The 23,576-nt window shown below is 67.3% G+C and carries 21 protein-coding genes; 12 read left to right on the forward strand and 9 right to left on the reverse strand.

What is annotated here, in order from left to right:
• Positions 1-8 precede the first annotated feature (8 nt).
• The 4 genes from AC1DOP_RS07575 (at position 9) to AC1DOP_RS07590 (ending at position 6,178) form a co-directional block, all read left to right on the forward strand.
• Positions 9-794, forward strand: coding sequence for a substrate-binding periplasmic protein (locus tag AC1DOP_RS07575; RefSeq protein ID WP_442123194.1), 786 nt, complete (start codon positions 9-11; stop codon positions 792-794).
• Between the two features lie 7 nt (positions 795-801).
• The gene (locus tag AC1DOP_RS07580) at positions 802-4,386 is read left to right on the forward strand and encodes a hybrid sensor histidine kinase/response regulator (RefSeq protein ID WP_442123193.1); all 3,585 of its coding nucleotides are present in this window, start codon (positions 802-804) and stop codon (positions 4,384-4,386) included.
• Positions 4,383-5,513 (forward strand): response regulator, encoded by a 1,131-nt coding sequence (locus tag AC1DOP_RS07585; RefSeq protein ID WP_442123192.1) that lies wholly within the window; start codon positions 4,383-4,385, stop codon positions 5,511-5,513. The genes AC1DOP_RS07580 and AC1DOP_RS07585 overlap by 4 nt, the downstream gene beginning before the upstream one ends.
• An 86-nt stretch (positions 5,514-5,599) precedes the next feature.
• Positions 5,600-6,178 (forward strand): hypothetical protein, encoded by a 579-nt coding sequence (locus AC1DOP_RS07590; protein ID WP_442123191.1) that lies wholly within the window; start codon positions 5,600-5,602, stop codon positions 6,176-6,178.
• Positions 6,179-6,243: 65 nt separating this feature from the next.
• Here the strand turns inward: AC1DOP_RS07590 and AC1DOP_RS07595 are convergent, their stop codons facing one another.
• Both AC1DOP_RS07595 and AC1DOP_RS07600 read right to left on the reverse strand, forming a co-directional pair.
• Positions 6,244-6,567, reverse strand: coding sequence for a hypothetical protein (locus AC1DOP_RS07595; protein WP_477250654.1), 324 nt, complete (start codon positions 6,565-6,567; stop codon positions 6,244-6,246).
• 275 nt (positions 6,568-6,842) lie between these two features.
• Positions 6,843-7,490 carry an ABC transporter ATP-binding protein gene (locus tag AC1DOP_RS07600; RefSeq protein WP_442123189.1) on the reverse strand — a complete coding sequence of 216 codons (648 nt, stop codon included), beginning with the start codon at positions 7,488-7,490 and terminating at the stop codon, positions 6,843-6,845.
• A gap of 79 nt (positions 7,491-7,569) precedes the next feature.
• Between AC1DOP_RS07600 and egtD the strand changes: the two genes are divergently transcribed.
• From egtD to AC1DOP_RS07620, 4 genes are all read left to right on the forward strand, one after another.
• Positions 7,570-8,589, forward strand: coding sequence for an L-histidine N(alpha)-methyltransferase (gene egtD / locus AC1DOP_RS07605; protein WP_477250655.1), 1,020 nt, complete (start codon positions 7,570-7,572; stop codon positions 8,587-8,589).
• Positions 8,590-8,610: 21 nt separating this feature from the next.
• Positions 8,611-9,846, forward strand: coding sequence for an ergothioneine biosynthesis protein EgtB (egtB, locus tag AC1DOP_RS07610; RefSeq protein ID WP_477250656.1), 1,236 nt, complete (start codon positions 8,611-8,613; stop codon positions 9,844-9,846).
• Positions 9,843-10,781 (forward strand): YihY/virulence factor BrkB family protein, encoded by a 939-nt coding sequence (locus tag AC1DOP_RS07615; protein WP_442123186.1) that lies wholly within the window; start codon positions 9,843-9,845, stop codon positions 10,779-10,781. Before egtB ends, AC1DOP_RS07615 begins: the two co-directional genes overlap by 4 nt.
• 77 nt (positions 10,782-10,858) lie before the next feature.
• Positions 10,859-11,683 (forward strand): YdcF family protein, encoded by an 825-nt coding sequence (locus AC1DOP_RS07620; RefSeq protein ID WP_477250657.1) that lies wholly within the window; start codon positions 10,859-10,861, stop codon positions 11,681-11,683.
• On the opposite strand, the gene AC1DOP_RS07625 is transcribed toward AC1DOP_RS07620, so the two are convergent.
• Both AC1DOP_RS07625 and leuA read right to left on the reverse strand, forming a co-directional pair.
• Positions 11,667-12,533 (reverse strand): cupin-like domain-containing protein, encoded by an 867-nt coding sequence (locus AC1DOP_RS07625; RefSeq protein WP_477250658.1) that lies wholly within the window; start codon positions 12,531-12,533, stop codon positions 11,667-11,669. The genes AC1DOP_RS07620 and AC1DOP_RS07625 overlap by 17 nt on opposite strands.
• The gene (gene leuA, locus AC1DOP_RS07630; RefSeq protein ID WP_477250659.1) at positions 12,533-14,221 is read right to left on the reverse strand and encodes a 2-isopropylmalate synthase; all 1,689 of its coding nucleotides are present in this window, start codon (positions 14,219-14,221) and stop codon (positions 12,533-12,535) included. The genes AC1DOP_RS07625 and leuA overlap by 1 nt, the downstream gene beginning before the upstream one ends.
• 507 nt (positions 14,222-14,728) lie before the next feature.
• Between leuA and AC1DOP_RS07635 the strand changes: the two genes are divergently transcribed.
• Positions 14,729-14,941 carry a hypothetical protein gene (locus AC1DOP_RS07635; RefSeq protein WP_442123182.1) on the forward strand — a complete coding sequence of 71 codons (213 nt, stop codon included), beginning with the start codon at positions 14,729-14,731 and terminating at the stop codon, positions 14,939-14,941.
• Positions 14,942-15,067: 126 nt separating this feature from the next.
• Here the strand turns inward: AC1DOP_RS07635 and selD are convergent, their stop codons facing one another.
• Positions 15,068-16,120, reverse strand: coding sequence for a selenide, water dikinase SelD (gene selD, locus AC1DOP_RS07640; RefSeq protein WP_442123181.1), 1,053 nt, complete (start codon positions 16,118-16,120; stop codon positions 15,068-15,070).
• Positions 16,121-16,130: 10 nt separating this feature from the next.
• Positions 16,131-17,099 (reverse strand): selenoneine biosynthesis selenosugar synthase SenB, encoded by a 969-nt coding sequence (senB, locus tag AC1DOP_RS07645; protein ID WP_477250660.1) that lies wholly within the window; start codon positions 17,097-17,099, stop codon positions 16,131-16,133.
• A gap of 41 nt (positions 17,100-17,140) precedes the next feature.
• Between senB and senA the strand changes: the two genes are divergently transcribed.
• Complete coding sequence (senA, locus tag AC1DOP_RS07650; protein WP_442123179.1) at positions 17,141-18,343, forward strand: selenoneine synthase SenA; 1,203 nt, start codon at positions 17,141-17,143, stop codon at positions 18,341-18,343.
• Between the two features lie 85 nt (positions 18,344-18,428).
• On the opposite strand, the gene AC1DOP_RS07655 is transcribed toward senA, so the two are convergent.
• Positions 18,429-19,961: a DEAD/DEAH box helicase gene (locus tag AC1DOP_RS07655; RefSeq protein ID WP_442123178.1), complete on the reverse strand. Its 1,533-nt coding sequence runs from the start codon at positions 19,959-19,961 to the stop codon at positions 18,429-18,431.
• Between the two features lie 409 nt (positions 19,962-20,370).
• On the reverse strand, positions 20,371-21,741 hold the full coding sequence (locus AC1DOP_RS07660) for a transglycosylase SLT domain-containing protein (protein WP_442123177.1): 1,371 nt from the start codon (positions 21,739-21,741) through the stop codon (positions 20,371-20,373).
• Positions 21,742-22,178: 437 nt separating this feature from the next.
• Between AC1DOP_RS07660 and AC1DOP_RS07665 the strand changes: the two genes are divergently transcribed.
• Together AC1DOP_RS07665 and AC1DOP_RS07670 are read left to right on the forward strand one after the other, a co-directional pair.
• Complete coding sequence (locus tag AC1DOP_RS07665) at positions 22,179-22,748, forward strand: DUF1415 domain-containing protein (protein ID WP_442123176.1); 570 nt, start codon at positions 22,179-22,181, stop codon at positions 22,746-22,748.
• Positions 22,729-22,944: a DUF1289 domain-containing protein gene (locus tag AC1DOP_RS07670; protein WP_442123175.1), complete on the forward strand. Its 216-nt coding sequence runs from the start codon at positions 22,729-22,731 to the stop codon at positions 22,942-22,944. Before AC1DOP_RS07665 ends, AC1DOP_RS07670 begins: the two co-directional genes overlap by 20 nt.
• A gap of 33 nt (positions 22,945-22,977) precedes the next feature.
• On the opposite strand, the gene AC1DOP_RS07675 is transcribed toward AC1DOP_RS07670, so the two are convergent.
• Positions 22,978-23,487 (reverse strand): DUF1993 domain-containing protein, encoded by a 510-nt coding sequence (locus AC1DOP_RS07675; RefSeq protein WP_442123174.1) that lies wholly within the window; start codon positions 23,485-23,487, stop codon positions 22,978-22,980.
• Between the last annotated feature and the right edge of the window lie 89 nt (positions 23,488-23,576).

Here is a 23,576-nt window from a genome sequence, read left to right on the forward strand (position 1 = left end):
CCACCGCCATGCAGCGTTCGTTCACCATCGGCTTCCTCGTTTCCAGCCTGCTGGCCGGCGGCCCGGCCGCGGCTGCGGGCAAGCCAGGCATTCCGCTCTGCTTCGAGCGCCAGGAAGTACTGCCCTGGCGGACCCTCGACGGCGGCGGCCTGAACTTCGAACTGCTGAACGAGGTGGCGCGCCGCACCGGGGTCGAATTCGATTACCAGAGCATGCCGTGGAAGCGTTGCCTGGCCCAGCTCAAGGCCAACCAGGTCGGCGGCGCCTTCGCCGTCAGCTTCTCGCAGGAGCGGCTGGCGCTGGGCGCCTATCCGGGCGGGCAACAGGCCGACACGGAACGCCGCATGCATGTCGACCGCTACCTGCTGGTGCGGCGCAAGGGCAGCCGCGTCGACTGGGACGGCAAAAGCTTCCAGAACCTCGACGGGCGGATCGGCTTCCAGCTCGGCTATTCGGTGGGCGACTTCCTGCGCGCCCAGGGCGTGCAGGTGGACGAGGGCAGCCAGCGTGCCGACGAACTGCTGCAGAAGCTGGTCTCCGGCCGCATCCATGCGGCGGCGCTGGGCGGCGCCGATGCGGTGCGCCTGGTGCGCGGCCCGATGGCCGAACAGCTCGAGGTGAGGCCGGTGCCGCTGGTCGAGAAACCGTATTACCTGATGCTGTCGCACGATTTCGTGGCGCGCCAGCCGGCGCTCGCGGAGCGGATCTGGAAGGCCGTCGCCGAGGTCCGCAACAGCCCGGCCTACCGCAAGCGCGAGCGCGAGCTGAGCATCGTCCCGCAATCCGGAAGGTGACGTGCGCATGGCGGACCCCGGCATCGAGCGCAGCAACAACGCAGTAGACGTCCGCCGGCACCGCGCGCGCGGCCCTGGCGCGCTGGCGCGCCGGCTCGGCGAAGGCTGGCGCCAGAACGTCGTGTTCCGGCTGGGCGCCGGCATCGTGCTGGCGGTCGCGCTGTCGACCGGCGTCTATACCACCTATGTGATGCAGACCCAGCGCGAGGAAGCCAATGCGCGCCTGCAGGAGCGCGTCGAGCGCCAGGCCGCGGTGCTGTCGCAGGCGCTGGCGAGGCCGCTGTTCGACATCAACAGCGCGGCGATTTCCTCGGTCGTCGATTCGCTCGGCGCCACGCCCGAGATCGCGATGCTGCACGTGCTGGCGCCCAGCGGCGCAGTGCTGGCCGCCCTCGGCAGCGACGACGGGGCGCCGGGAACGATTCGCGTGGCCCGCAAGATCGTCTACCGCGACGGCGCCCGCGACTATCACGTCGGCAGCATCGACCTGGCATTCTCGCGGCGCCAGATCGACGAGGACCTGCGCCGCCAGATGGTGCAGACCGTGACCGCCAACCTGCTGCTTACTCTCGCCATCGTCGTCTGCGTACTGCTGGTCGGACGGCGCATGACCCAGCCCTTCACCGACATCCAGGAAGCGCTGGAGAAGCTGGCGCGCGGCGAGACCGACATCTACCTGTCCGGCATCGGCCGGCGCGACCAGATCGGCCGCCTGTCGTCGGCGGTGCGCAGCTTCCGCGATACGCTCAACCGGCTGCGCCGCGCCGAGCAGGTGACCAACGGCCTGCTGCGCGAGAAGAGCACCATCGAGCAGCAGCTGCGCGAACTGAACGAAGACCTCGAGCAGAAGATCGCGGCGCGCACGCGCGAGCTGCTGAATTCGATCCGGATCGCGCGCGACAGCCAGGAAAAGCTGCAGGCCATCGTCGACACCGCCCTCGACGCGGTGGTGAGGATGGACCGCCAGGGCCGCATCGTCGGCTGGAACACCCAGGCCGAGAAGATCTTCGGCTGGCGGCGCGACGAGGTGCTGGGCCTGGACCTCGACCAGTGCATCGTGCCCGAGCGCCACCGAGAGGCCCACCGCAACGGCCTGGCGCGCTACGAGCGCAGCGGGGTCGGCGGCGTGCTCGACACCCGCATCGAGACCTATGCGCTGCGCCGCGACGGCAGGGAGTTCCCGATCGAGCTGGCGATCACGCGGGTGCAGCTGGCCGCCAGCGCCGACTACGAATTCTGCTCCTTCATCCGCGACATCTCGGAACGCCGCGAGCGCGAGCAGTCGCTGGTGGCGGCCAACGTGCGTGCCGAAGCGGCCAACGTGGCCAAGTCCGAGTTCCTGGCGAACATGAGCCACGAGATCCGCACCCCGATGAGCGCCATCATCGGCATGGCCTATCTGGCGCTGCGCACCGAGCTCTCGCCCAAGCAGCAGGATTACGTGGGCAAGATCCATCGCGCCGCGCTGTCGCTGCTGGGCATCATCAACGACATCCTCGACTTCTCCAAGATCGAGGCCGGCAAGCTGGACGTCGAGCAGATCCCCTTCTGCCTCGACGACGTGCTGGCCAACGTCGCCAGCGTGACCAGCCAGAAGGCCGCCGACAAGCAGCTCGAATACCTGTTCCACGTGCCGCACTCGATCCCGCGCATGCTGGTCGGCGATCCGCTGCGCCTGGGCCAGGTGCTGATCAACCTGGTCAACAACGCCGTCAAGTTCACCCCGGCCGGCGAGCTGGAGCTGTCCTGCATGCGGCTCGACCCGGTGTCGAACGCGATGCAGCCGATCGCGGCCCGGGCCGACCGGGTCAAGCTGCGCTTCGCGGTGCGCGATACCGGCATCGGCATGAGCGAGCAGCAGCAGGGCAAGCTGTTCCGCGCCTTCCACCAGGCCAACGGCTCGACCACCCGCGAATACGGCGGCACCGGCCTCGGGCTGTCGATCTCGCAGCAGCTGGTGGGGCTGATGGGCGGCCGGATCGTGGTCAGGAGCAGCCCGGGCAAGGGCGCGACCTTCCACTTCGACCTCGAATTCCCGCTGTCCGGCGAGCCCGAACGGGTGGCGGTGGCGCCGCCCGAGCTGGACGGCGCGCGCCTGCTGCTGGTGGACGACAGCGAAGTTGCGCGCGACATCATGTGCGAGGCCTTGCAGGCCCTGCCGCTGCGGGTAGATACCGCCGCCAGCGGCCTGGAAGCCGAGGCCGCGCTGCTGGCGGCCGACGCCGGCAGCGACCCTTACCGCGTGGTGCTGACCGACTGGCAGATGCCGGGCATGGACGGCATCACCCTGGCGCGACGCATCGCCGGCAATCCGGCCTTGCGGCATCCTCCTTCGGTCGTTCTGGTAACCGCCTTCGGCCGCGAGGAGGTGCAGCATGAGGCGGAAAGCGCCGGCATCCGCGGCTTCCTGACCAAGCCGATCGGGCAGTCGGCGCTGGTCGATACCCTGTTGGCGCTGTTCGCGCCGCCGCGCGCGCCGAACGCGCGCGGCCGCTGTGAAGAGACGGGCGACTGCGTGGCGCGCGTGCTGCTGGTGGAGGACAACCTGGTCAACCAGCAGATCGCGCTGGAACTGCTGCAGGTCCAGAACATCGAGGTGGACGTCGCCTGCACCGGCCACGAGGCGCTCGAGCTCCTGATGAGGGGCGGTCCCGAGGCCTACGACCTGGTGCTGATGGACCTCGAGATGCCGCAGCTGGACGGCCATGCGGCCACCGTCGAACTGCGCAAGGATGCGCGCTTCGACAAGCTGCCCGTGATCGCGATGACCGCGCACGCGCTGGCCGAGATCCGCGAGCGCTGCCTGCGCGAAGGCATGCAGGATTATGTGTGCAAGCCGGTCGAGCCGGAGAAGCTGTACGCGACCCTGGCGCGCTGGATCGGTTCGCAGCTGCCGCCGCCGCTGCCGCGCGCGCTCGCGCCGGAGGCGGCCGACGGGCCCTCGCTGCCGGGGCTGTCCAGCCTGTCCGGGATCGACTCGGCCTTCGGCCTGCGCCACGTGGCCGGCAATGTCGCGCTCTACGTGCAGCTGCTGGACCGCTTCCGCGCCACCCAGCGCGACGCCGGCGCCGCGATCCGCGCCGATCATGACGCCGGACGCCGGATGGAAGCGGCCAGCCGCGCCCACACCTTGCGCGGGGTGGCCGGCAATGTCGGCGCGCGCGAGCTGCAGACCCTGGCCCAGGCGGTGGAGGAGGGCCTGTCCATGGCGTCCAGCGACCGCACCCGCCTGGCGGCCGGCGTGCGCGCCCTCGAGGCCGGCGTGGACGCCACCATGCACTCGCTCGACAGTTATTTTGCTTCCCACGGCGCGCACGTGCTCGACCCGCCGGTCCCGGATGCGCAGCAGGAGAACGGCGCGGCGCCGGCCGATGCCCAGGAAGCCGTGGCCCAGCTGGGCCAGCTGCTGGCCGAATTCTCGGGCGAAGCCACCGATTACTTCGAGTCGGTGCGCGCGCAACTGGCGGCCGTGCTCGATCCCCAGGTGCTGGCGCGCCTGGAGCAGCATCTGTCGCGTTACGAATTCGAGGAGGCGCGCCAGCTGCTGCCGCAGGCGGCGGCGCCGCGTCCCGACACAGCGGGAACTTCATGAGCGACACCACCAGGCAGAACCACCAGGACCTGCGGCCGACCATCCTGATCGTCGACGACACGCCCGACAACATCATGCTCCTGTCGCGCCTTCTCAAGGACAGGTACAACACCAAGGTCGCCAACAACGGCAGCACGGCGCTGCAGATCGCCAATGCGGTCCCTGGCCTGGACCTGATCCTGCTCGACGTGATGATGCCAGGCCTGGACGGCTACGAGACCTGCCGCCAGCTGAAGGCGAACCCGGCGACCAGCGAGATCCCGGTGATCTTCCTGACCGCGAACAACCAGGTCGAGGACGAGGCCATGGGCCTGTCGCTGGGCGCGGTCGACTACATCGCCAAGCCGATCAGCCCGCCCGTCCTGTTCGCGCGCGTGGCCACCCAGCTCAACCTGCGCAGCGCGCGCCGCCAGCTGCAGGAGCACAACGAGAACCTGGAAAAGCTGGTGCGGGAGCGCACCGCCCAGCTCTACCTGATGCAGGAAGCGATCATCGTGGCGATGGCATCGATGGCCGAGACCCGCAACCACAGGACGGAGGACTTCGGGGGCAAGCACATCCGCCGCACCCAGCACTACGTGCGCGCGCTGGCCCGCCACCTGCAGAGCCACCCCCGGTTTGCCGCCGAGCTCAGCGACGAGGCCGTCGAACTGCTGTACCGCTCGGCGCCGCTGCACGACATCGGCAAGGTCGGGATCCCGGACCGCATCCTGCTCAAGCCGGGCAACCTGGACCGCGAGGAATTCGAGCTCATGAAGCTGCACGCGGTGTATGGGCGCGACACCGTCATGCTGGTCGAGAAGCACATCGGCGGCAGCAACAGCTTCCTGATGTTCGCGCGCGAGATCGCCCACTCGCACCAGGAGAAGTGGGACGGCTCCGGCTATCCGCAGAACCTGGCGGGCGAGCAGATCCCGTTGTCGGCGCGCCTGATGGCGGTGGCCGACGTCTACGACGCCCTGATCAGCAAGCGCGTCTACAAGCCGGCCTTCACCCACCAGCAGGCGCTGGATGTGATGCGCAAGGGACGCGGCACCCATTTCGACCCGGACGTGCTGGACGCCTTCTTCGAGATCGAAGCGGAATTCGCCGCGATATCCGACGCCTTCGCCGACGAAGCGCATTGAGCGGGCACGGGCGGCTTGCGTGCCGCCCTTCCGGATCGGCTGCAAATCGACTATATTGTTTGGTTTGTTTGACGATGGAGTAGGGGATGGCGAGGACAACAGCCGCCGGCGCCGCCGCGAAAACGGCGCGCGCGACAGCATCGAAGGCTTCCGTGTCGCCAGCCAGGTCGGCTGCGAAGACTACCGCGAAGACCGCCGGCACCGCCAAGGCCGCGGCGGTGAAATCCGCCGCGAGCGCGCGCAAACCGGCGGCGCCGAAGACGTCCGCCACGGCGGCCAAGAAGCCGGCGACAGCAAAGAGCGCCGCCACGCCGGCCGCAAAGGCAGCCAGGGCAGCGGCGAAAGCCGTCGCAAAACCGGCTGCAAAGGCGGCCGCAAAGCCGGCCGCGAAGGCGCGCGCCGGCCGCGACGCCGGGATCGTCCGGCCCGAAGCGGCCACGCAGGCGCGCCCGACCCTGGTGCGCGACAGCTTCACCATGCCCGAGCAGGAATACGCCGTCCTCGGCGCCGTCAAGCAGGCCTGCCTGAAGGCCGGCTTCGAGGTCAAGAAGAGCGAACTGCTGCGCATCGGCGTGGCCCTGCTGGGCCAGCTCGACGTGACGAGCCTGCGCGCCGTACTCTCCGGCCTGCCTCAGCTCAAGACCGGACGCCCGCCTGGAGAATGAGAGCGCGCCGCGCCGGCCCGGCAGCGTCCTGCCGCATGGACCGGCCCCGCCGCGCCCGCGTCCGCTCAGTGCGTCGTCCGCCCCAAGGCCTCCGCCTCCGCCTGCGCCCGCGCCTCGGCCGTGAGCTCCTTCAGCTCACGGATCGGGATATTCGACTTCTCGTGCATCCTCAGCAGGATGGTGGCACCGACGTTCAGCTTGCGGTGCCTGATCTTGCTGATGATGGGCGGCTGCACTTCGAGCACGCGGCACAGCTCCGCGTCGTTCTTCAGCTGCATGCGTTGAATCAGGGTGTCGAGCAGGGGATTCGGAACGAAACTCGACGGCTCCAGCGCCCGGGCACGGTGCATCGCCTCGAGCAGCTCCTGTTTTTTCTGTCGTACGCTCATGAACTCCTCCGTGATGGATGAAAATTCAAGACAGACCGACTGTTTTGGAGTGGAGAGTGAACAAAGGACGCATGGCGGCGTTGCACTGTCTCGCCGTACCGACGTACTGTCTTCGACAGTGCGCCTTGCCCTGAGCCCTGTGTTCGACGCTCCTGCCCGACCGTATTGTGCTGACTTATGCTGGGTGGGTTTGTTGGAATGCTACTACGATTTTGTCAATCTTGACGCACTGTTCATGAATAAAAGCCCATAACTTCTGGCTTTCTGCGTGGAACTTACATTAATTTCAGTCCAGAACGTGTCAAGACGAGGACCCGATCGGCCATCGCCGCGGCGGCGTGCGAGTGGGTGACCATGATGGCGCCGGCGCCGCTTTCGCGGATCTCGGCACGCAGCAGGTGCAGGATGCCGTCCGCCGTTTCCGGGTCGAGGTTCCCGGTCGGTTCGTCGGCCAGCAGCAGGGCGGGGCGGTGCACCAGGGCGCGCGCGATCGCCACCCGCTGGAGCTCGCCGCCGGACAGCTGGCGCGGGAAATCGGCGCCGCGCCCCTTCAGGCCGACGGCGTCCAGCATGGCCCGCGCGCGGGCGGTGTCGGCGCTGCCGTTCAGCAGCAGCGGCAGGGCGACGTTCTGTTCCAGGGTCAGGTGCGGCAGCACGTGGAAGGCCTGGAAGATGAAGCCCATGCGGCTGCGGCGCAACCTGGTGGCGGCATCGTCGTCGAGCGCGGACATCGGCACGCCGTCGACCACGACCTGGCCGCTGTCGGGCGCATCCAGGCCGGCGATCAGGTTCAGCAGGGTGGACTTGCCGACTCCGGATTCCCCCATCACGGCGACGAATTCGCCGGCTGCGAAGTGGTAGGAGAGATTGGCCAGCACGGTGCGGCCGCCGTAGGATTTGGTGAGGTCGACGAGTTCGAGCATAGACTGCTACTGTAGCATGCGCAGGGAATGACGTAATTCGCGTATGATGGAAAATCGTCAACATTCCAGGGGCTCACCGATGTCGAACCACCCGACGCAGGACCAAGCCGACGGCGCGCCGATGCCGGCCGCCGATACCGCTGTCGACACCTCGGCCGGGGCCCTGCGCCTGCGCGCCGAACTGGACGCCGGGCTGCGCGCCCGCGAAGCCTGCATCTCGCCCAAGTTCCTGTACGACGCACTCGGTTCCAAGTTGTTCGAGGCGATCTGCGAACTGCCCGAGTACTATCCGACCCGCACCGAGGCCCTGATCTTCGAGCGCCACGGCGCCGAGATCGCGCGCGCGGTCGGCCAGGGCAGCACCCTGATCGACCTCGGCGCCGGTAACTGCGCCAAGGCCGCGCGCCTGTTCCCGCTGCTGCACCCGGCCCAGTACGTGCCGGTCGATATCTCGGCCAACTTCCTGCAGGACGCCGTCGAGCGCCTGCGCCAGCGCTTCCGCCACATCGAGATGAACGCCCTCGGCATGGACTTCTCGGGCGGCGACTGGCAGCTGCCGGACATCGTGCGCCGCGAGCGCCGCCTGTTTTTCTATCCCGGTTCCTCGATCGGCAACTTCACGCCGGACGAGGCGCTGGCCTTCCTGCGCCGCGTGCGCGCCCAGTGCGGCCCGGACGGCGGCATCCTGATCGGCATCGACCTCGCCAAGGACCGCGCGGTGCTGAACGCCGCCTACGACGACGCCCTCGGCGTGACGGCCGCCTTCAACCTGAACGTGCTGCGCCACGCGAACCGACTGCTGGGCGCCGACTTCGACATCCGCGCCTGGCGCCACCGGGGCTTCTACAATGAACGCATGGGCAGGGTCGAGATGCACCTGGAAGCCAGGACCACCCAGCTGGTGAGCTGGCAGGGCGCCTGCCGCCGCTTCGAAGCCGGTGAATGCATCCACACCGAGAACAGCTACAAGTACCGCCCGGCCGCCGCGGTCGAACTGCTGGAGCAGGCCGGCTTTGCCGCCTCCGGCATCTGGACCGATGCGCGCGCCTGGTTCGCCGTGATCCACGCGCGCGCGATCCGCCCGGGCGCCATGCACTGATCCCTCGAGACGGAGGAAATCATGGGAGCGAACGAACACCGCCAGGCCCGCCAATTCGAACAGGTGCGCCAACGCTCGCTGCACCTGGCCGAACCCTTGTCGAGCGAAGACTGCTGCGCGCAGTCGATGCCGGACGCCAGCCCGATCAAATGGCATCTGGCCCACACCACCTGGTTCTTCGAGACTTTCATCCTGGAGCCGCACGAGCCGGGCTTCCGGCCCTTTCATCCGGCTTTCCGGGTGCTGTTCAATTCGTATTACAACGGCGTCGGCGCCCGGCACCCGCGGCCTCAGCGCGGCCTGCTGACGCGTCCCGCCTACGACGAGGTGCTGGCCTGGAGGCATGACGTCGACGCCCGCATCGCCTGCCTGCTGCAGGCCGCGCCGCGGGACGGCGAACTGGCCCGCGAGCTCGCGGCGCTGGTGGAACTGGGCATGCAGCACGAGCAGCAGCACCAGGAACTGATGCTCACCGACGTCAAGCACCTGCTGGCGCAGAACCCGCTGGTGCCGGCCTACCTGGCCTCGCCGCTGCCGGAATCCTGTCCGGCGGGACAGCTCTCCTGGCTGGACTTCGACGGCGGCCTGGCCGAGATCGGCCACCGCGGCGCCGGCTTCAGCTTCGACAACGAACTGCCGCGCCACCGCCAGTACCTGGCGCCCTTCCAGCTGGCCTCGCGCCTGGCGACCAACGGCGAATACCTCGAGTTCGTCGAGGCCGGCGGCTACCGCGACCCGGCTCTGTGGCTGTCGGATGGCTGGGACCGGGTCTGCGGCGGCGAGATCGAACAGCCGCTCTACTGGCGCCGGGAAGAGGGTGGCTGGATGGAGTTTACGCTGCATGGCATGCAACCGCTCGATCTGGCGCGTCCGGTCACCCACGTCTCGCTGTACGAGGCCGACGCCTACGCGCGCTGGTGCGGCGCCCGCCTGCCGCTTGAGGCCGAATGGGAATTCGCGGCGCGCGACGTCGCCATCGCCTGCGGCGACCTGCATCCGCGCGCGGCCGGCAACGATGGCCTGGCGCAGATGTTCGGCGAATGCTGGCAGTGGACCGCCAGCAGCTACGCGCCGTATCCGGGCTATGTGCCGGCGGCCGGCGCGCTGGGCGAGTACAACGGCAAGTTCATGGTCAACCAGTACGTGCTGCGCGGTTCGTCCTGCGCCACCCCGCACGGCCACGCGCGCGCCAGCTACCGCAACTTCTTCCCGGCGGGCGCGCGCTGGCAGTTCACCGGGATCAGGCTGGCCCGATGAAGGTGACGCGCGGCCTGCGCCTGCGGCTCCTGAACCGGCGCGCGAACCTCTACATCCTGGGCCATCCGCTGGAATTCGCCCTCGGTGTCCTGAAATGCTTCCGCGCCAACCAGGGCCTGCTGCTGGCCGGCGCCGTCGCCTATTACGCGCTGCTGTCGATCGTGCCCTTCCTGATGCTGGTGGTGGTGGTGCTCTCGCACTTCCTGAACGAGGCCGAACTGCTGCTGACCATGCGCCGCTACCTCGAGCTGCTGATTCCCGGCCAGTCGGGTGCCATCGTCACCGAGGTCGCCCACTTCCTCGACGAGCGCGACCTGATCACCTGGGTGCTGGTCGCCACCATGCTGTTCTTCAGCTCCTTCGCCTTCACGGTGCTGGAAAACGCCATGAGCGTGATCTTCGTGCACCGCGTGGCTGTGCGGCGCCGCCACTTCCTGATATCGGCGCTGCTCCCTTACTGCTACATCCTGGCGCTGGGCTTCGGCGTGATGATCGTGACCCTGGTCGCCGGCACCCTGCAGGTGATCGGTACCGAAAGCGTCAACCTGTTCGGCTACAGCTGGTCGCTGCACGGCGTGTCGGGCGCCTTGCTCTACCTGCTGGGACTTGCCGGCGAAATCCTCGTGCTGACCTCGATCTACATGGTGATGCCGGTGGGACGGCTGTCGCTGTCGCACGCGCTGGTGGGCGGCGTGACCGCGGCCCTGCTGTGGGAGATTGCGCGCCATGTGCTGGTCTGGTACTTCACCACGCTGTCCAAGGTGAACGTGGTGTACGGCTCGATGAGCACCGCCATCGTGGTCATGTTCAGCCTCGAGATCGGGGCCGCCCTGCTGCTGTTCGGGGCCCAGGTGATTGCCGAGTACGAGCGGGTTGGGCAGCAGGGAGGGGCGAGGGGCGAGCCGAAAAAGATGGAGACGCGGCCGCAGGAATGAACGGCGGCCGCAAGATTCGAACATCGTGTCGGTCATAAACGGCTACACTAGAACGAATTGCAATACTTTCCGTTTCCATGATCCTGATACCGGTGCTCGACCTGCTCAACGCCGTCCCGCGCGACCTGATCCTGCCGCCCGCCAACCTGTTCCTGCTGATCGTGATCGGCCTTGCCGTCTGGCACCGCTGGCCGCGCGCCGGACGCATCGCCGCCGGCACCGGCCTGGCGCTGCTGGCCTTCCTGTCGACCACCGCCGGCGCTTCGCTCCTGGTCAGGCCGCTGGAAGGGATGACGGCGGCGCTGCTGGCGCCGGAGCGCGCCGGCGCCCAGGCGATCGTCGTGCTGGCGGCCGGCCGCCTGCAGGATGCGCCCGAATACGGCGGCCGCGACATCCCCGACTACCTGGCCCTGGCGCGCCTGCGCTATGCGGCCCACCTGCAGCGGCGTACCGGATTGCCGGTGCTCGTCAGCGGCGGCCTTGGCGCCAAGGCGGTCCAGTCCGAAGGCAAGGCCGGCGCGGAGGCCCTGGCGGACGCCATGGCGATCGCGCTGCGCGAGGATTTCGGCGTACCGGTCAGGTGGATCGAGCCGCGCTCGCGCGACACCTTCGAGAACGCGGCCTACAGCGCCGCGATGCTGCGCCAGGATGGCGTCAGGCGCATCCTGCTCGTGACCGATGCGATGCACATGCCGCGCTCCCGCAGCGCCTTCGAGCGCGAAGGCCTGGAGGTGGTCAGCGCGCCCACCATGTTCTTCGGCGACCAGGCACGCTCCCTCGGTTCATGGGTGCCCAGCGCCGAGGGCATGCGGCGCTCCTGGTATGCGGCGTATGAACTGCTCGGCATCGCCTGGTACCGGCTGCGTTTCGCCGGCGGCCCTGTACTCAGGCGCCTTCCTTGAGAGCCAGCGGCACCCCGCGCGCCCAGCGGTTCGAAGATAAGGAAAAGCTCAGCGCCCGGACCTGGTGATACCAGCCGGCCGGCACGTACAGCATGTCGCCCGGCTCGACCACCACCTCGACGATGGCGGCCTGGCGCGCCAGCGGGAAGGCGACGAAGTCAGGCGCTTCCGGATCGAAGGGGGAGCCGAACAGCACCGGGTTGGCTTCGCGGGTGTAGAGGAAGGCGTCGTGGTGGGGCGGCGCCAGGAAGATGCGCTTGCTGCCCCAGATCTGGGCAAAGATATTGTCGTCGTAGTCGCAGTGCAGCGGCGTGACGGTGCGCGCCGGGCCGAGCCAGAAGCGCGGCGGTCCCATGCGCTCGAACCAGGACGGCCAGTGGCACATGGCGTTCAGTTCGCGCAGTTCCAGGTTGCCGACGTAGGGCGGCAGCTCGCTGTCGGGCGCCGTGCCGAGCTCGAGGTAGTCGCGCAAGGACATGTCCCGCATTGCCCGGTCGGGGGCGAAGGCGGTGGCCACGTAGTCGCCGACGCGTGCACGCACGGGCACGTCGCCGAAGCGCTCGCGCAGTGCATCCGGGGTCAGTGCGCGCAGGGGCCAGCGCTTGACCGCGCCGGCGATCAGGAAAGGCAGGCCCTCGGCGGCGCGGGCGCGGAAGCCCGCGTTATCGAGCCGGCCGACGCGCGGTACTTCACGGATGAGCGGCAGGGCGCGCGAGGCCTCGCGGATCGCTTCGCGCATCGCCTGGATCGACGATACGCCGCGCACCTGCGCGGCCTTCCGCTCGCGCACCGCCGCCGGCTGCAAATCCAGCCGCGGCGGCAAGCGCCTTGCAGTCGCCTCCGAACCCATCAGGCCGCGCGGGCCACCGGCTGCTCGCCGGCCATGGCGATGTGGCGGTTCACGGCCGACAGCACGGCCTTGAAGGAAGCGGTCACGATATTGCTGTCGATGGCGGCGCCGAACAGGGTCGGGCCGTTCCCGAGGCGCAGTTCGACGTAGCAGGCCGCCCTGGCGTCGGCGCCCGAGCCGATCGCGTGCTCGTGGTAGTCCATCAGGCGGATGTCGAGGCCGAGTGCGCTGACGAAGGCGTCGATCGGGCCGTTGCCCTGGCCGTGATGGCTGGCGGTCACGCGGTCGTGCTCGACCGAGACATCGATGTCGACGCGGTGTTCGCCTTCGCTGTCCTCGGCCATGCGGTGCGAGACGTAGCGGTAGGCCGGGTTCTCCTGGTCGAAATATTCGCGTGCGAACAGGGCGTGGATGCTGGATGCCGCGACTTCGGTGCCGGTGGCGTCGGCATGGCGCTGGACCACGCGCGAGAATTCGATCTGCAGGCGGCGCGGCAGCTCGAGGCCGTATTCCTGCTCGAGCAGGTAGGCCATGCCGCCCTTGCCGGACTGGCTGTTGACGCGGATGACGGCGTCGTAGCTGCGGCCGAGATCCGCCGGGTCGATCGGCAGGTAGGGTACTTCCCAGATCGCGTCGCTCTTCTGCACCGCGAAGCCCTTCTTGATCGCGTCCTGGTGCGAGCCGGAGAAGGCGGTGAACACGAGGTCGCCCACATACGGATGGCGCGGGTGAACAGGGAGCTGGTTGCATTCCTCGACCAGTTGGCGCACCGAGTCGATGTCCGAGAAGTCCAGGCCCGGGTGCACGCCCTGGGTGTAGAGGTTCAGCGCCAGGGTCACCAGGTCGACGTTGCCGGTGCGCTCGCCGTTGCCGAACAGGCAGCCTTCGACGCGGTCGGCACCGGCCATCACGGCCAGCTCGGCGGCGGCGACGGCGGTGCCGCGGTCGTTATGCGGGTGCACGCTGATGACCAGGCTGTCGCGGCGCTCGAGGTGGCGCGACATCCATTCGATCTGGTCGGCGTAGACGTTCGGGGTGCTGGCCTCGACGGTCGAGGGCAGGTTGACGATCATGGGGGCATCCGGGGTCGGCTGCCAGGTTGCGCTGACGGCGTCGACGATGCGCTTGGCGAAATCCAGCTCGGTGGTCGAGAAGGATTCCGGCGAATACTCGAAGCCCCACCGGGTTTCCGGATGTTTGGAGACCAGTTCCTTGATCAGGCGGGTGCCGTTGACGGCGATCCGCACGATTTCGTCCTGGTCCATGCCGAACACCACGCGGCGGAACACCGGCGCCACCGAGTTGTAGACGTGGACGATGGCGCGCTTGGCGCCGATGCAGGATTCGACGGTGCGGCGGATCAGTTCATCGCGGGCCTGGGTCAGCACGATGATGCTGACGTCGTCGGGGATGCGGTTCTCTTCGACCAGCATGCGTACGAAGTCGAAATCGGTCTGGGACGCCGAGGGGAAGCCGACTTCGATCTCCTTGATCCCGATCGCCACCAGCTTTTCGAAGAAACGCAGCTTCTTCTCGGGGCTCATGGGCTCGATCAGCGCCTGGTTGCCGTCGCGCAGGTCGGTGCTCATCCAGATCGGCGGCTGGGTGATGACGCGGCTCGGCCACTGGCGGTCGGCCAACTGGACGGCGGGGAAGGGACGGTATTTGGCGGCGGGATTGGTCAACATGGTCATACTCCTGGATCTATCGCGAATTGTTCAGCTGAAGCGGGGTGCCTGGATCGGCGGTGTGGCGTTGGCTGCCGGACGGGCCACATGACGCGAGGCCCGGCAACCGATCGCTAGCTTTAGCGCCGCTCTACGCTTCGAGCGCGAGCGGAACGGCACACGGCTGGTGCGGATCGGGTGAGAGGTGAACGTGGTTTCGGAGTGCATCGGTACGACTTCCTTGGGGCTACGGGTTCCGGCGGAGGGTGGCCGGGTACGGGTACGGCGGCTTTTCAGGCGCGTAGTAGCAGGCCGGCCGGCAGTAGGGCGCCGGTCAGCGGTAGGAGGGTCGACAGAGGCAGTTGGGAGAACATTTCTTCACTCTATGTGAATATTGTTTGGTCTGTCAAGCGTTTATTGGCTTGTCGTTTGGTTGCTACGCAAAAGTTTCTCAAAAGATTGTTGAGATCACTCAAAGCCTTTGGACGCCAAGGTGGCACATTACACGCTTCCTTACCGGGAGTTACCATGGATGACATCCTGTTCCTCGGCCTTCCGCTTGCCGTCGCGCTGGCGCTCGCCGCCTTCGTGCTGGGCCTGCTGGGCCTGGCTTGTGTGCTGGTATCGCTGGGCCGGCCGGCGCCGCTGCGCATCCCTGGCGACGGCGAATTCCTCTATCCCGCCGAGCTCGACGCCCGGCCGAGCCGAAACGCATCCGGGAAGGCATCATGCCTGTCCTGAACGAAACTGTTACTGGGAGGGGAGGCGCAGGCGCCGTCGGCGCCGGCCTGAAAGATCCGAGGGCATTGATCCCGGCGCCGCTCATCGGAGCGCGGCGCCGGGCTGTTCAGCGGGTAGCGGCCCTGCTCAGGCAACCTTTACACGCGCGGCACCCGCCTCCATGCGGCCGATGACGGCGGCATGGCCGAAGCCTTCGCGCGCAAACAGGGCCAGCACCTCGTCGACGGTTCCCGGGTCGCAGGACACCAGCAGGCCGCCGGAGGTCTGCGGGTCGGTCAGCAGCACGCGCTGGGTATCGCCGACGCCCGCGCCGAGCTCGACGTCCATGCCGTAGGCGTCCCAGTTGCGGCCGGAGGCGCCCGTGAAGTAGCCCTCGTGGGCCAGCTGCTCGACGCCCGGCAGCAGCGGGATCTTCGCCATGTCCAGCTGTGCGCTCAAGCCGGCGCCGCGCGCCAGTTCCAGCAGGTGGCCCAGCAGGCCGAAGCCGGTGACGTCGGTCAGCGCGTGCACACCCGCCAGTTCCGCCAGCGCCTTGCCCGGCTTGTTGAGCTTCGTGGTGTTGGCGATCATGGCCGCATAGCCTTCGGCATCCAGCTTGTCCTTCTTCAGCGCCGCCGACAGCACGCCGACGCCCAGCGGCTTGCCGAGCACGAGGACGTCGCCCGCGCGGGCATCTGCATTGCGCTTGATCTTCGAGGGATGCACCAGGCCCATCACCACCAGGCCGTAGATCGGCTCGACCGAATCGATCGTGTGGCCGCCGGCGATCGGGATGCCGGCTTCGGCGCAGATCGATTCGCCGCCCTGGATGATCTTGCCGATCGTCTCCAGCGGCAGCTTGTTGACCGGCATGCCGACCAGGGCCAGGGCCATGATCGGCGTGCCGCCCATCGCGTACACGTCGGAGATCGCATTGGTGGCGGCGATGCGGCCGAAGTCGAAGGGATCGTCGACGATCGGCATGAAGAAGTCGGTGGTGGCGATCAGGGCCTGCTCGTCGTTGAGCTTGTAGACGGCGGCGTCGTCGGCCGTCTCGATCCCGACCATCAGTTCTTTCGGCACCGGGAAGCCGCTCGACTTCTTCAGGATCTCGGACAGCACGCCGGGCGCGATCTTGCAGCCGCAGCCGCCGCCGTGCGAGAAGGAGGTCAGTTTGATGGCTTGGTCAGGAGTAGTCATGGATGGCTCGTCAAGGATTGCGTAAAAGGAGATTATCCACCAGGTCGAGCAGTGCCGCTCGTTCCCTGGCCGGGGCAAACAGCCGGCGCCGCGCCGCGCACTGGCGCAGCAGTTTCGCATGGAAGCGCTCGTCCATGCTGATGCGGTCGATCAGGCCGGCCAGCGCGGCGGCGTCCCCGAGCGGAAAGAAGCCGGCGTAGTCTTCGCCCAGCATGCCGCGGTTGCCCGGGATATCGGAGGCCAGCACCGGCACGCCGCTGGTCACCGCCTCGATGATCACGTTGGCGCCGCCCTCCATGCGCGAGCAGATCGCCATCGCGCGGCAGCGGGCCAGCCGTCGCCGTGCGGGCATGTGGGGCAGGGCGCCCAGCCAGCGGTAGCGCGGCGTGTTCGCCTGCGCCGCAAGCGCGGCGTCGGCAAGTTGCGGATCGAGGGCGCCGCCCACGTGCAGGAGGCGCACGCCGGGACTGCGCACCAGGGCGGCCGCGCGCATGAAGGTGAGGGGGTCTTTTTCTTCGCGCAGGTGGCCGATCATGGCGATGTCGCGCGTGCCCGCGTGCGGGCGTGCCGGGTGCAGCATCGGCGCCGACTGGCAGATCACATGGGCCTTGGCGCGCGAGGACGCGTCCAGTTCGTCCAGGCCGCGCGGCTGCAGCACCACCAGCGCGCCGGCGTGCGCGAGCGAGGCGCGCGCGACGGCGTCTTCGTGGATGTCGCGATAGAGGTCGGTGCCGGTCAGGACCAGCAGGCTGGGGCGGTCCGGGTGCGCCGCGGCGAACGCGGCCAGGGCGCCGGCGGAGCGGCGCGCGTGCAGGGCCACCAGCAGGTCGGGGGCGGGCTGGCCGCTGTCCCAGCCGCGCGCCACCGTCACCTTGCCGCGTGCGCCGAGGAAGCGCATCCAGCGGCTGGCGGTTTGCCAGTTGCCGTTGTTCTCGCGGGCGGAGGCGGGGCTGACGATCAGGATGTGGGGACGCGCCATCGGCTCAGGATAAATTCTGCAAAACGATCGTAGAATGCCGCATGGACCAACACGACCCATCGTTCCGGCACGCCGGACCCGGCCGGCTGGCCGGCATGCTGCGGGATGCCCGGCATTATACGCTCGCGCTGTTCGATACCCTGGCGGAGGCGGGCTATGCCGACAGCGCCCGCGTGCCGCGCCTGGGCATCATCAATCCACCGCTGTGGGAACTGGGCCATACGGCCTGGTTTGCCGAATGGTTCGTGGTGCGCCGGGCCGCCAGCAGCCGTCCGGGCGACGCCTTCGGCCACAGCCTGCTGGCGCGCGGCGACGACTGGTTCGATTCGAACCTGGTGGCTCACCGCACGCGCTGGGCGCTCGACCTGCCGGGCACGGGCGCGATCCGGACCTATTGCGCCGAAGTGCTGGAGCGGATCCAGGAAGGCCTGGCCGGCGAGCCGGTCGACGATGCCGCCCTCTATCCCTACCGGCTGGCGCTGGCGCACGAGGACATGCATGGCGAAGCCCTGCTGTACACGATGCAGACCCTCGGCCTGGGCCTGCGCAGCGAGATGAGCGGAACCATGCCGGCGCCGCCGCCACAGGCCGGCGAGATCGGCTTCGGGGGCGGTGTTTTCCTTCGTGGCGGCGACCAGTCGCGCGGCTTCGTGTTCGACAACGAGAAGGCGGCCGCGCGGTGCCGCGTGGCCCCGTTCGCGATCGATGCCGCGCCGGTGACGAATGCCCGCTACCTGGCTTTCGTCGAGGATGGCGGCTACCGCGATGCGGGGCACTGGAGCGAGGCGGGCCGCGCGTGGCTGAAGGAGTCGGCGCGTTCGGCGCCGCGCTACTGGCGGCGCGGCGGCGACGGCGGCTGGCAGCAGTTGCGCTTCGGCCGCCGCGTGGCGCTCGCCCCGGACGCCGCGGTACGCCACCTGAACCTGCACGAAGCCCAGGCCTTTTGCCGCTGGAGCGGGCGGCGCCTGCCGACGGAGGACGAGTGGGAGTTCGCGGCGCTGTCCGGCCATCCGGATTTCACCTGGGGCAGCGTGTGGGAATGGACGGCTTCGCCCTTCCTGCCTTTCCCCGGATTCGCGCCGGACCGCTACCTCGAATATTCCTCGCCCTGGTTCGGCAGCCGCCAGGTGCTGCGCGGCGCATCCTTCGCTACCCCGGCGCGCCTGCGCAGTCCGCATTTCCGCAATTTCTACACGCCGGAGCGCGACGACATCTTTGCCGGTTTCCGTACCTGCGCGCCCTGAGTACGGACGAAAAAAAAGCTGCCGAAGCAGCTTTTTCTTGAAGGGCTGCCGAAGCAGCCTTTTTGACACTCACACGATCCGGAGATCAGCGATCGCCGAAGGTGCGGCGGGCGTTGTCCGCCGAACGCGGGTGCGAGGAGCGGAAGCCGCCTTCGCGCGGGGCGCTGGCGCTGTCGCGGCGCGGGCCGCCTTCGCGGTTGTATGCGCCGGCCGGACGGGTTTCGCGGTTGTAGCCGCCTTCGCGGCGCTGGCCTTCGCCATCGGCGCGGTATCCACTGCCTTCGCTGCGGAAGCCGCCTTCACGCGGACCGGAGCCCGGCTTGTGGAAGCTGCGCTGGCCCGGCTTGCCCGAACTGTTGCGGCCGTCGCCCGGCTTCCAGCCCGGACGGTTGCCCGAACGCGCCGGTGCCGAACGCTTCGGCTCGAAGCCTGCGACCACGTCGACCGGGATGGTCTGCTTGGTGAAGCGTTCGATGCGTTTGACGTTGATGCCTTCCGCATGGTTCACCAGCGAAACGGCGATACCGTTGCGGCCGGCGCGGCCGGTACGGCCGATGCGGTGCACATAGTCTTCCGGGAACTTCGGCAGGTCGTAATTCACCACGTGGGTGATGGTCGGCACGTCGATGCCGCGGGCGGCGACGTCGGTGGCGACCAGCACCTTCACCTGGCCGCGGCGCATGCTGTCCAGGGTGCGGTTGCGTGCACCCTGGTGCATGTCGCCGTGCAGGGCGGCGGCCGCGAAGCCCGCGATGTTCAGGCGGTCGGCGATCATGTCGGCGTCACGCTTGGTGGCGGTGAACACCACGGCCTGGTCCAGCGTTTCGTCGCGCAGCAGGTGGTCGAGCAGGCGGTTCTTGTGCGACAGGTCGTCGACGAAATGCACCTTTTGCACGATGTTCTCGTGGCGCTTGGTGCCGCTGGCGATCTGGATCACCATCGGGTCCTTGGTGATGCGGCGGGCCATGTTGCCGACCACGCCGTCCAGGGTGGCCGAGAACAGCATGGTCTGGCGCGAATCGGGGGTCGCGGCGACGATCTTCTCGATGTCTTCGATGAAACCCATGTCGAGCATGCGGTCGGCTTCGTCCAGCACCAGGATCTCGAGCTGGGAGAAGTCGATCTTGCCGGACTCCATGTGGTCGATCAGGCGGCCCGGGGTCGCCACCAGGATTTCAGGATTCTTCGCCAGCAGCTGCATCTGTTTCGGGTAGGGCATGCCGCCCAGGATCGAGACGGCGCGGATGCGGCGCATGAAGGCCGTGTACTGCTCGGTGGCGCTGGTGACCTGCAGGGCCAGCTCGCGGGTCGGGGTCAGGACCAGCATTTTCGGCTGGGCCGGCTTGAAACGGACGCGCTCGCCACGCGCTTTGGCGGCTTGCGCTTCCTGGGCCGGGGTACGGCCGATCGGGGCCGCTTCCTGGTTGGCGAATTTGTTCAGGGCCGGCAGCATGAATGCCGCGGTCTTGCCCGAACCGGTTTGCGACGAGACCAGCAGGTCGCGGCCGGCGATGCCGGCGGGCACAGCCTGCTCCTGCACCGGGGTCGGCTTTTCATAGCCGGCAACCGACACTGCTTTGACGATGGACGTGTGTAAGCCTAGTGCTTCAAAACTCATTGTGTTCTTTACTCTCGGTATAAATCGGTGAGCGCTACGCTATTCAACAGCGGAACGCGAAATAGCAACGCGAGCCAACAATACGAAATGACTCAGAAACGAAAGAAATTTCGGCACAAAAGCTTTGCGCCGGGATGGTGCCTTTTAACAAACGGCACACAGGGCGGGGGGGCTTTATGGAAAGGTATCTTTCTACGATACCTGGGCTTGCGAAGCTTGCTAATTGTCTTGCTACGGTATTACCGGTGCATTGCCGCGACGACGTGTACGCGAACGCGTTTTGCAACGCACAAACGACACTATACCGTATTTTCGCAAAGCGTGCACGGCCTGCGCGTATCGTGCAGGCCGGCTTGCGGGGAGGTTCATGCCGCAGTGCAGCGACGCAGTGGAAGGCTGCCCGGGGCGCTTAGCGGTGCTTGCGGCCGTGCGAGTTCAGCGCCGGCTTGTTGCCGCGCGAAACGCGGGCCTTGATCTCGGCCACGGCGTTCGCCGCGCTGGCCTTGATGCGCTGGGCGCCGCTGAGCTTCTGGCCCTTGCGCTTGCTGTCGCCGCGGTCCGCTTCGAGGGCGATCTGGGCGTTGTCGATAATGTTCTCGGCGATGTCCGAGGCGGTCGAGGTACTGGTCTTCGGCACCAGGATGGTCGAACCGGCCTTCAGGCGCATCTGCGGCGGGATGTTGTTGGCCTGGCGGATGACTTCCGGCGTGGTGCCGAACTTCGAGGCCAGCGAGGCGATCGTTTCGCGGGCGCCGGTGATCTTGTGGGTGGTCCAGGACGACAGCGCGTGACCCCACTGGGCCAGGTTCAGGTGAAACTTCTCGGCGTTTTCCTTCGGCAGCAGGATCTTGGTCGATTCGCCGGTGATGACAGGCTTCTTGAACTGCGGATTCAGGGCCTTGAACTCGTCGATCGACATCTCGGCCAGCTGGGCGGCCACGGCCAGGTCGATGTCCGAGGTCTTGTCGACGGTGGTGAAATAGGGCTGGTTGTCGATCACCGGCAGGCTCACGCCGTACTGGCCGGGATTCGCGATGATGTTCTTGACCGCCTGCAGCTTCGGCACGTAGTTGCGGGTCTCGGCCGGCATCAGCTCGGCCAGGCTCTCGAAGTCGGTCGGCTTGCCGGCCGCGCGGTTCTTCTGGATCGCCTTCTGGACATTGCCTTCGCCCCAGTTATACGCAGCCAAGGCCAGCTGCCAGTCGCCGAACATGGTGTACAGGCGCTGCAGATAGGTGAGGGCGGCGTCGGTCGAGGCCAGCACGCCGCGGCGCTCGTCCTTGAACATGTTCTGCTTGAGGTTGAAATCCTTGCCCGTGCCCGGCACGAACTGCCACAGGCCGGACGCGTCGGCGGTCGACAGGGCTTGTGGATTGAAGGCGGATTCGATCACCGGCAGCAGCGCCAGTTCGGTCGGCATGCCGCGCTTTTCCAGCTCCTGCACCACGTGATAGAGGTAGAGCGAGGCGCGGCCCGAGGTGCGCGCCAGGTAGTCCGGACGGCTGGCGTACCACTGGATGTGCTTGGCGACCAGGGCGTTGTCGACGTCCGGGATCGCGTAGCCGCTGCGGATGCGCGCCCACAGGTCGGGGTCTTTGTAGTCGTCGGCCTTGACCGCCGTCAGGGAGGCGGGCAGGGCCGGCTTGGCGATCGCGGCGCTGCTGATGCCGGAGGAACTTTGCGTGATCGTGCTCGGGGCACTGTCGGCGGCGTGGCTGATCGCGGGAGCCAGCAGGATCGCGAAGGCCAGGGCTTGGGTGGTGCGAGTCGTTTCGTACATAGCTTTCCAGTGTTGCGTCCAGGAACGGTTAGGACTGACGAGTAAACGGGGAGTGTACGGACCGGTCGGCGCGCCAGTCAAGAATTAAGTCCTCTCGGTTACAAAATTTTTTGACTATCAAACTTGATAACGCTTACTTGTATTTTGACAACTTACTCAGGGGTATGTGCTTGTTTGGAAGTGTTTTCGTAGGAAAATTTCCAAGGATAATCAAATACACCGGGGTGTATATTGGAAATATGGAAGCAAATAAATTTCCTGTCGAGAGTTTCTATAGTCATAAAGGCAAGGAAAAAACCGGTGCCGGAGGCTAATACCAGAGCCGTTTGCGGTGCCTGCCAAGTTACCCCGGCTTGCCAGTCCATCTATGAGGGCACGCAAAGTGCGCGTACAATGCGGTCTCTGCGCGCCGCGCTTTTTGCAATTTGAGAAAGATCATGAGTACTGCCAACCTCAACGCGGACGATGACGAAATCATCGCCGCCACCCGCCGCTGGCTGGAACGCGCCGTCATCGGCCTGAACCTGTGTCCCTTCGCCAAGGCGGTGTACGTGAAGGAGCAGGTGCGCTACGTGGTGTCGCCGGCGCGCACGCCGGAAGAGCTGCTCGAAACCCTGATGAACGAGCTGCAGGAGCTGTCCGATACCGATCCGGAAAAGATCGACACGACCCTGCTGATCCATCCCTTCGTGCTGAACGACTTCCTGGACTTCAACGAATTCCTGGACGTGGCCGATGCCGCGGTCGAGGACATGCACCTGGACGGCGAGCTGCAGGTCGCGAGCTTCCACCCGGACTACCAGTTCGCGGACACCGACCGGAACGACATCTCGAACTACACCAACCGCGCGCCTTATCCGATCCTGCAGCTGCTGCGCGAGGAAAGCATCGACCGCGCGGTGGACGCCTTCCCGGAGGCCGAAGCGATCTTCGAGAAGAATATCGAGACCATGGAAGCGCTCGGCCACGAAGGCTGGGACAAGCTCGATGTCGGCCCGGCGCGCTGACCGGATGGGCGCCGCACTGCCGGAACGTCCGGACACACCTTGCGTCGCGGTCTGCTCGACCACCTTCGACGAAATCTGCCGCGGCTGCGGCCGCACCGTGGTCGAGGTGGCGCACTGGGTGTCGATGACGTCCGAGGAGAAGGAAGTCGTGTGGCAGCGGATTCTGTCGCAGGGTTATCCGCGCCGCAACACCTAAGTTACTTCGTTCCCGCTTTCGCGGGAACGGCGTTCAGAAGCTCCCGATAAAATCGCGCTTCCCGATCTCCAGCCCGTTATGGCGCAGGATGTCGTACGCGGTCGTCGCGTGGAAGTAGAAGTTCGGCAGGGCGTAGTGCAGCAGGTAGGGCTGGCCGCTGCTGAACTGGCGCTGGTTGGCGCCCGTGCCCACCGTGATCTCGCGGCCGGCGCCGGCCTCGATCGCGTCGCGCGGCACGCTGTCGATGAAGGCCAGGGTCTTCCCGATGCGCTCGCGCAGGCCGGCGAAGTCGGTTTCGACGTCTTCGTAGCGCGGCACCTCGACGCCGCCCAGGCGCGCCACCGTGCCCTTGGCGAAATCGGCCGCCACCTGTACCTGGCGCAGCAGCGGGAACATGTCCGGGAACAGGCGCGCCTGCAACAGGGCCTGCGGCTCGATCTTCTTCAGGTCGGCATGGGACTCGGCCTTGTCCAGGATCGCCGACAGGCTGCCCAGCACCTGCCGGAACACCGGCACCGATGCGGAATACATCGACAAGCTCATCGTTCATCTCCTTCTATATAGTAGTGGTGACGCATCATAGCAATACCGAAACGTGGCTGCACGGTCACGCTTCGCGTCCATACGCCTTC

The sequence above is a fragment of the Massilia sp. 01N410 genome, assembly GCF_056399665.1.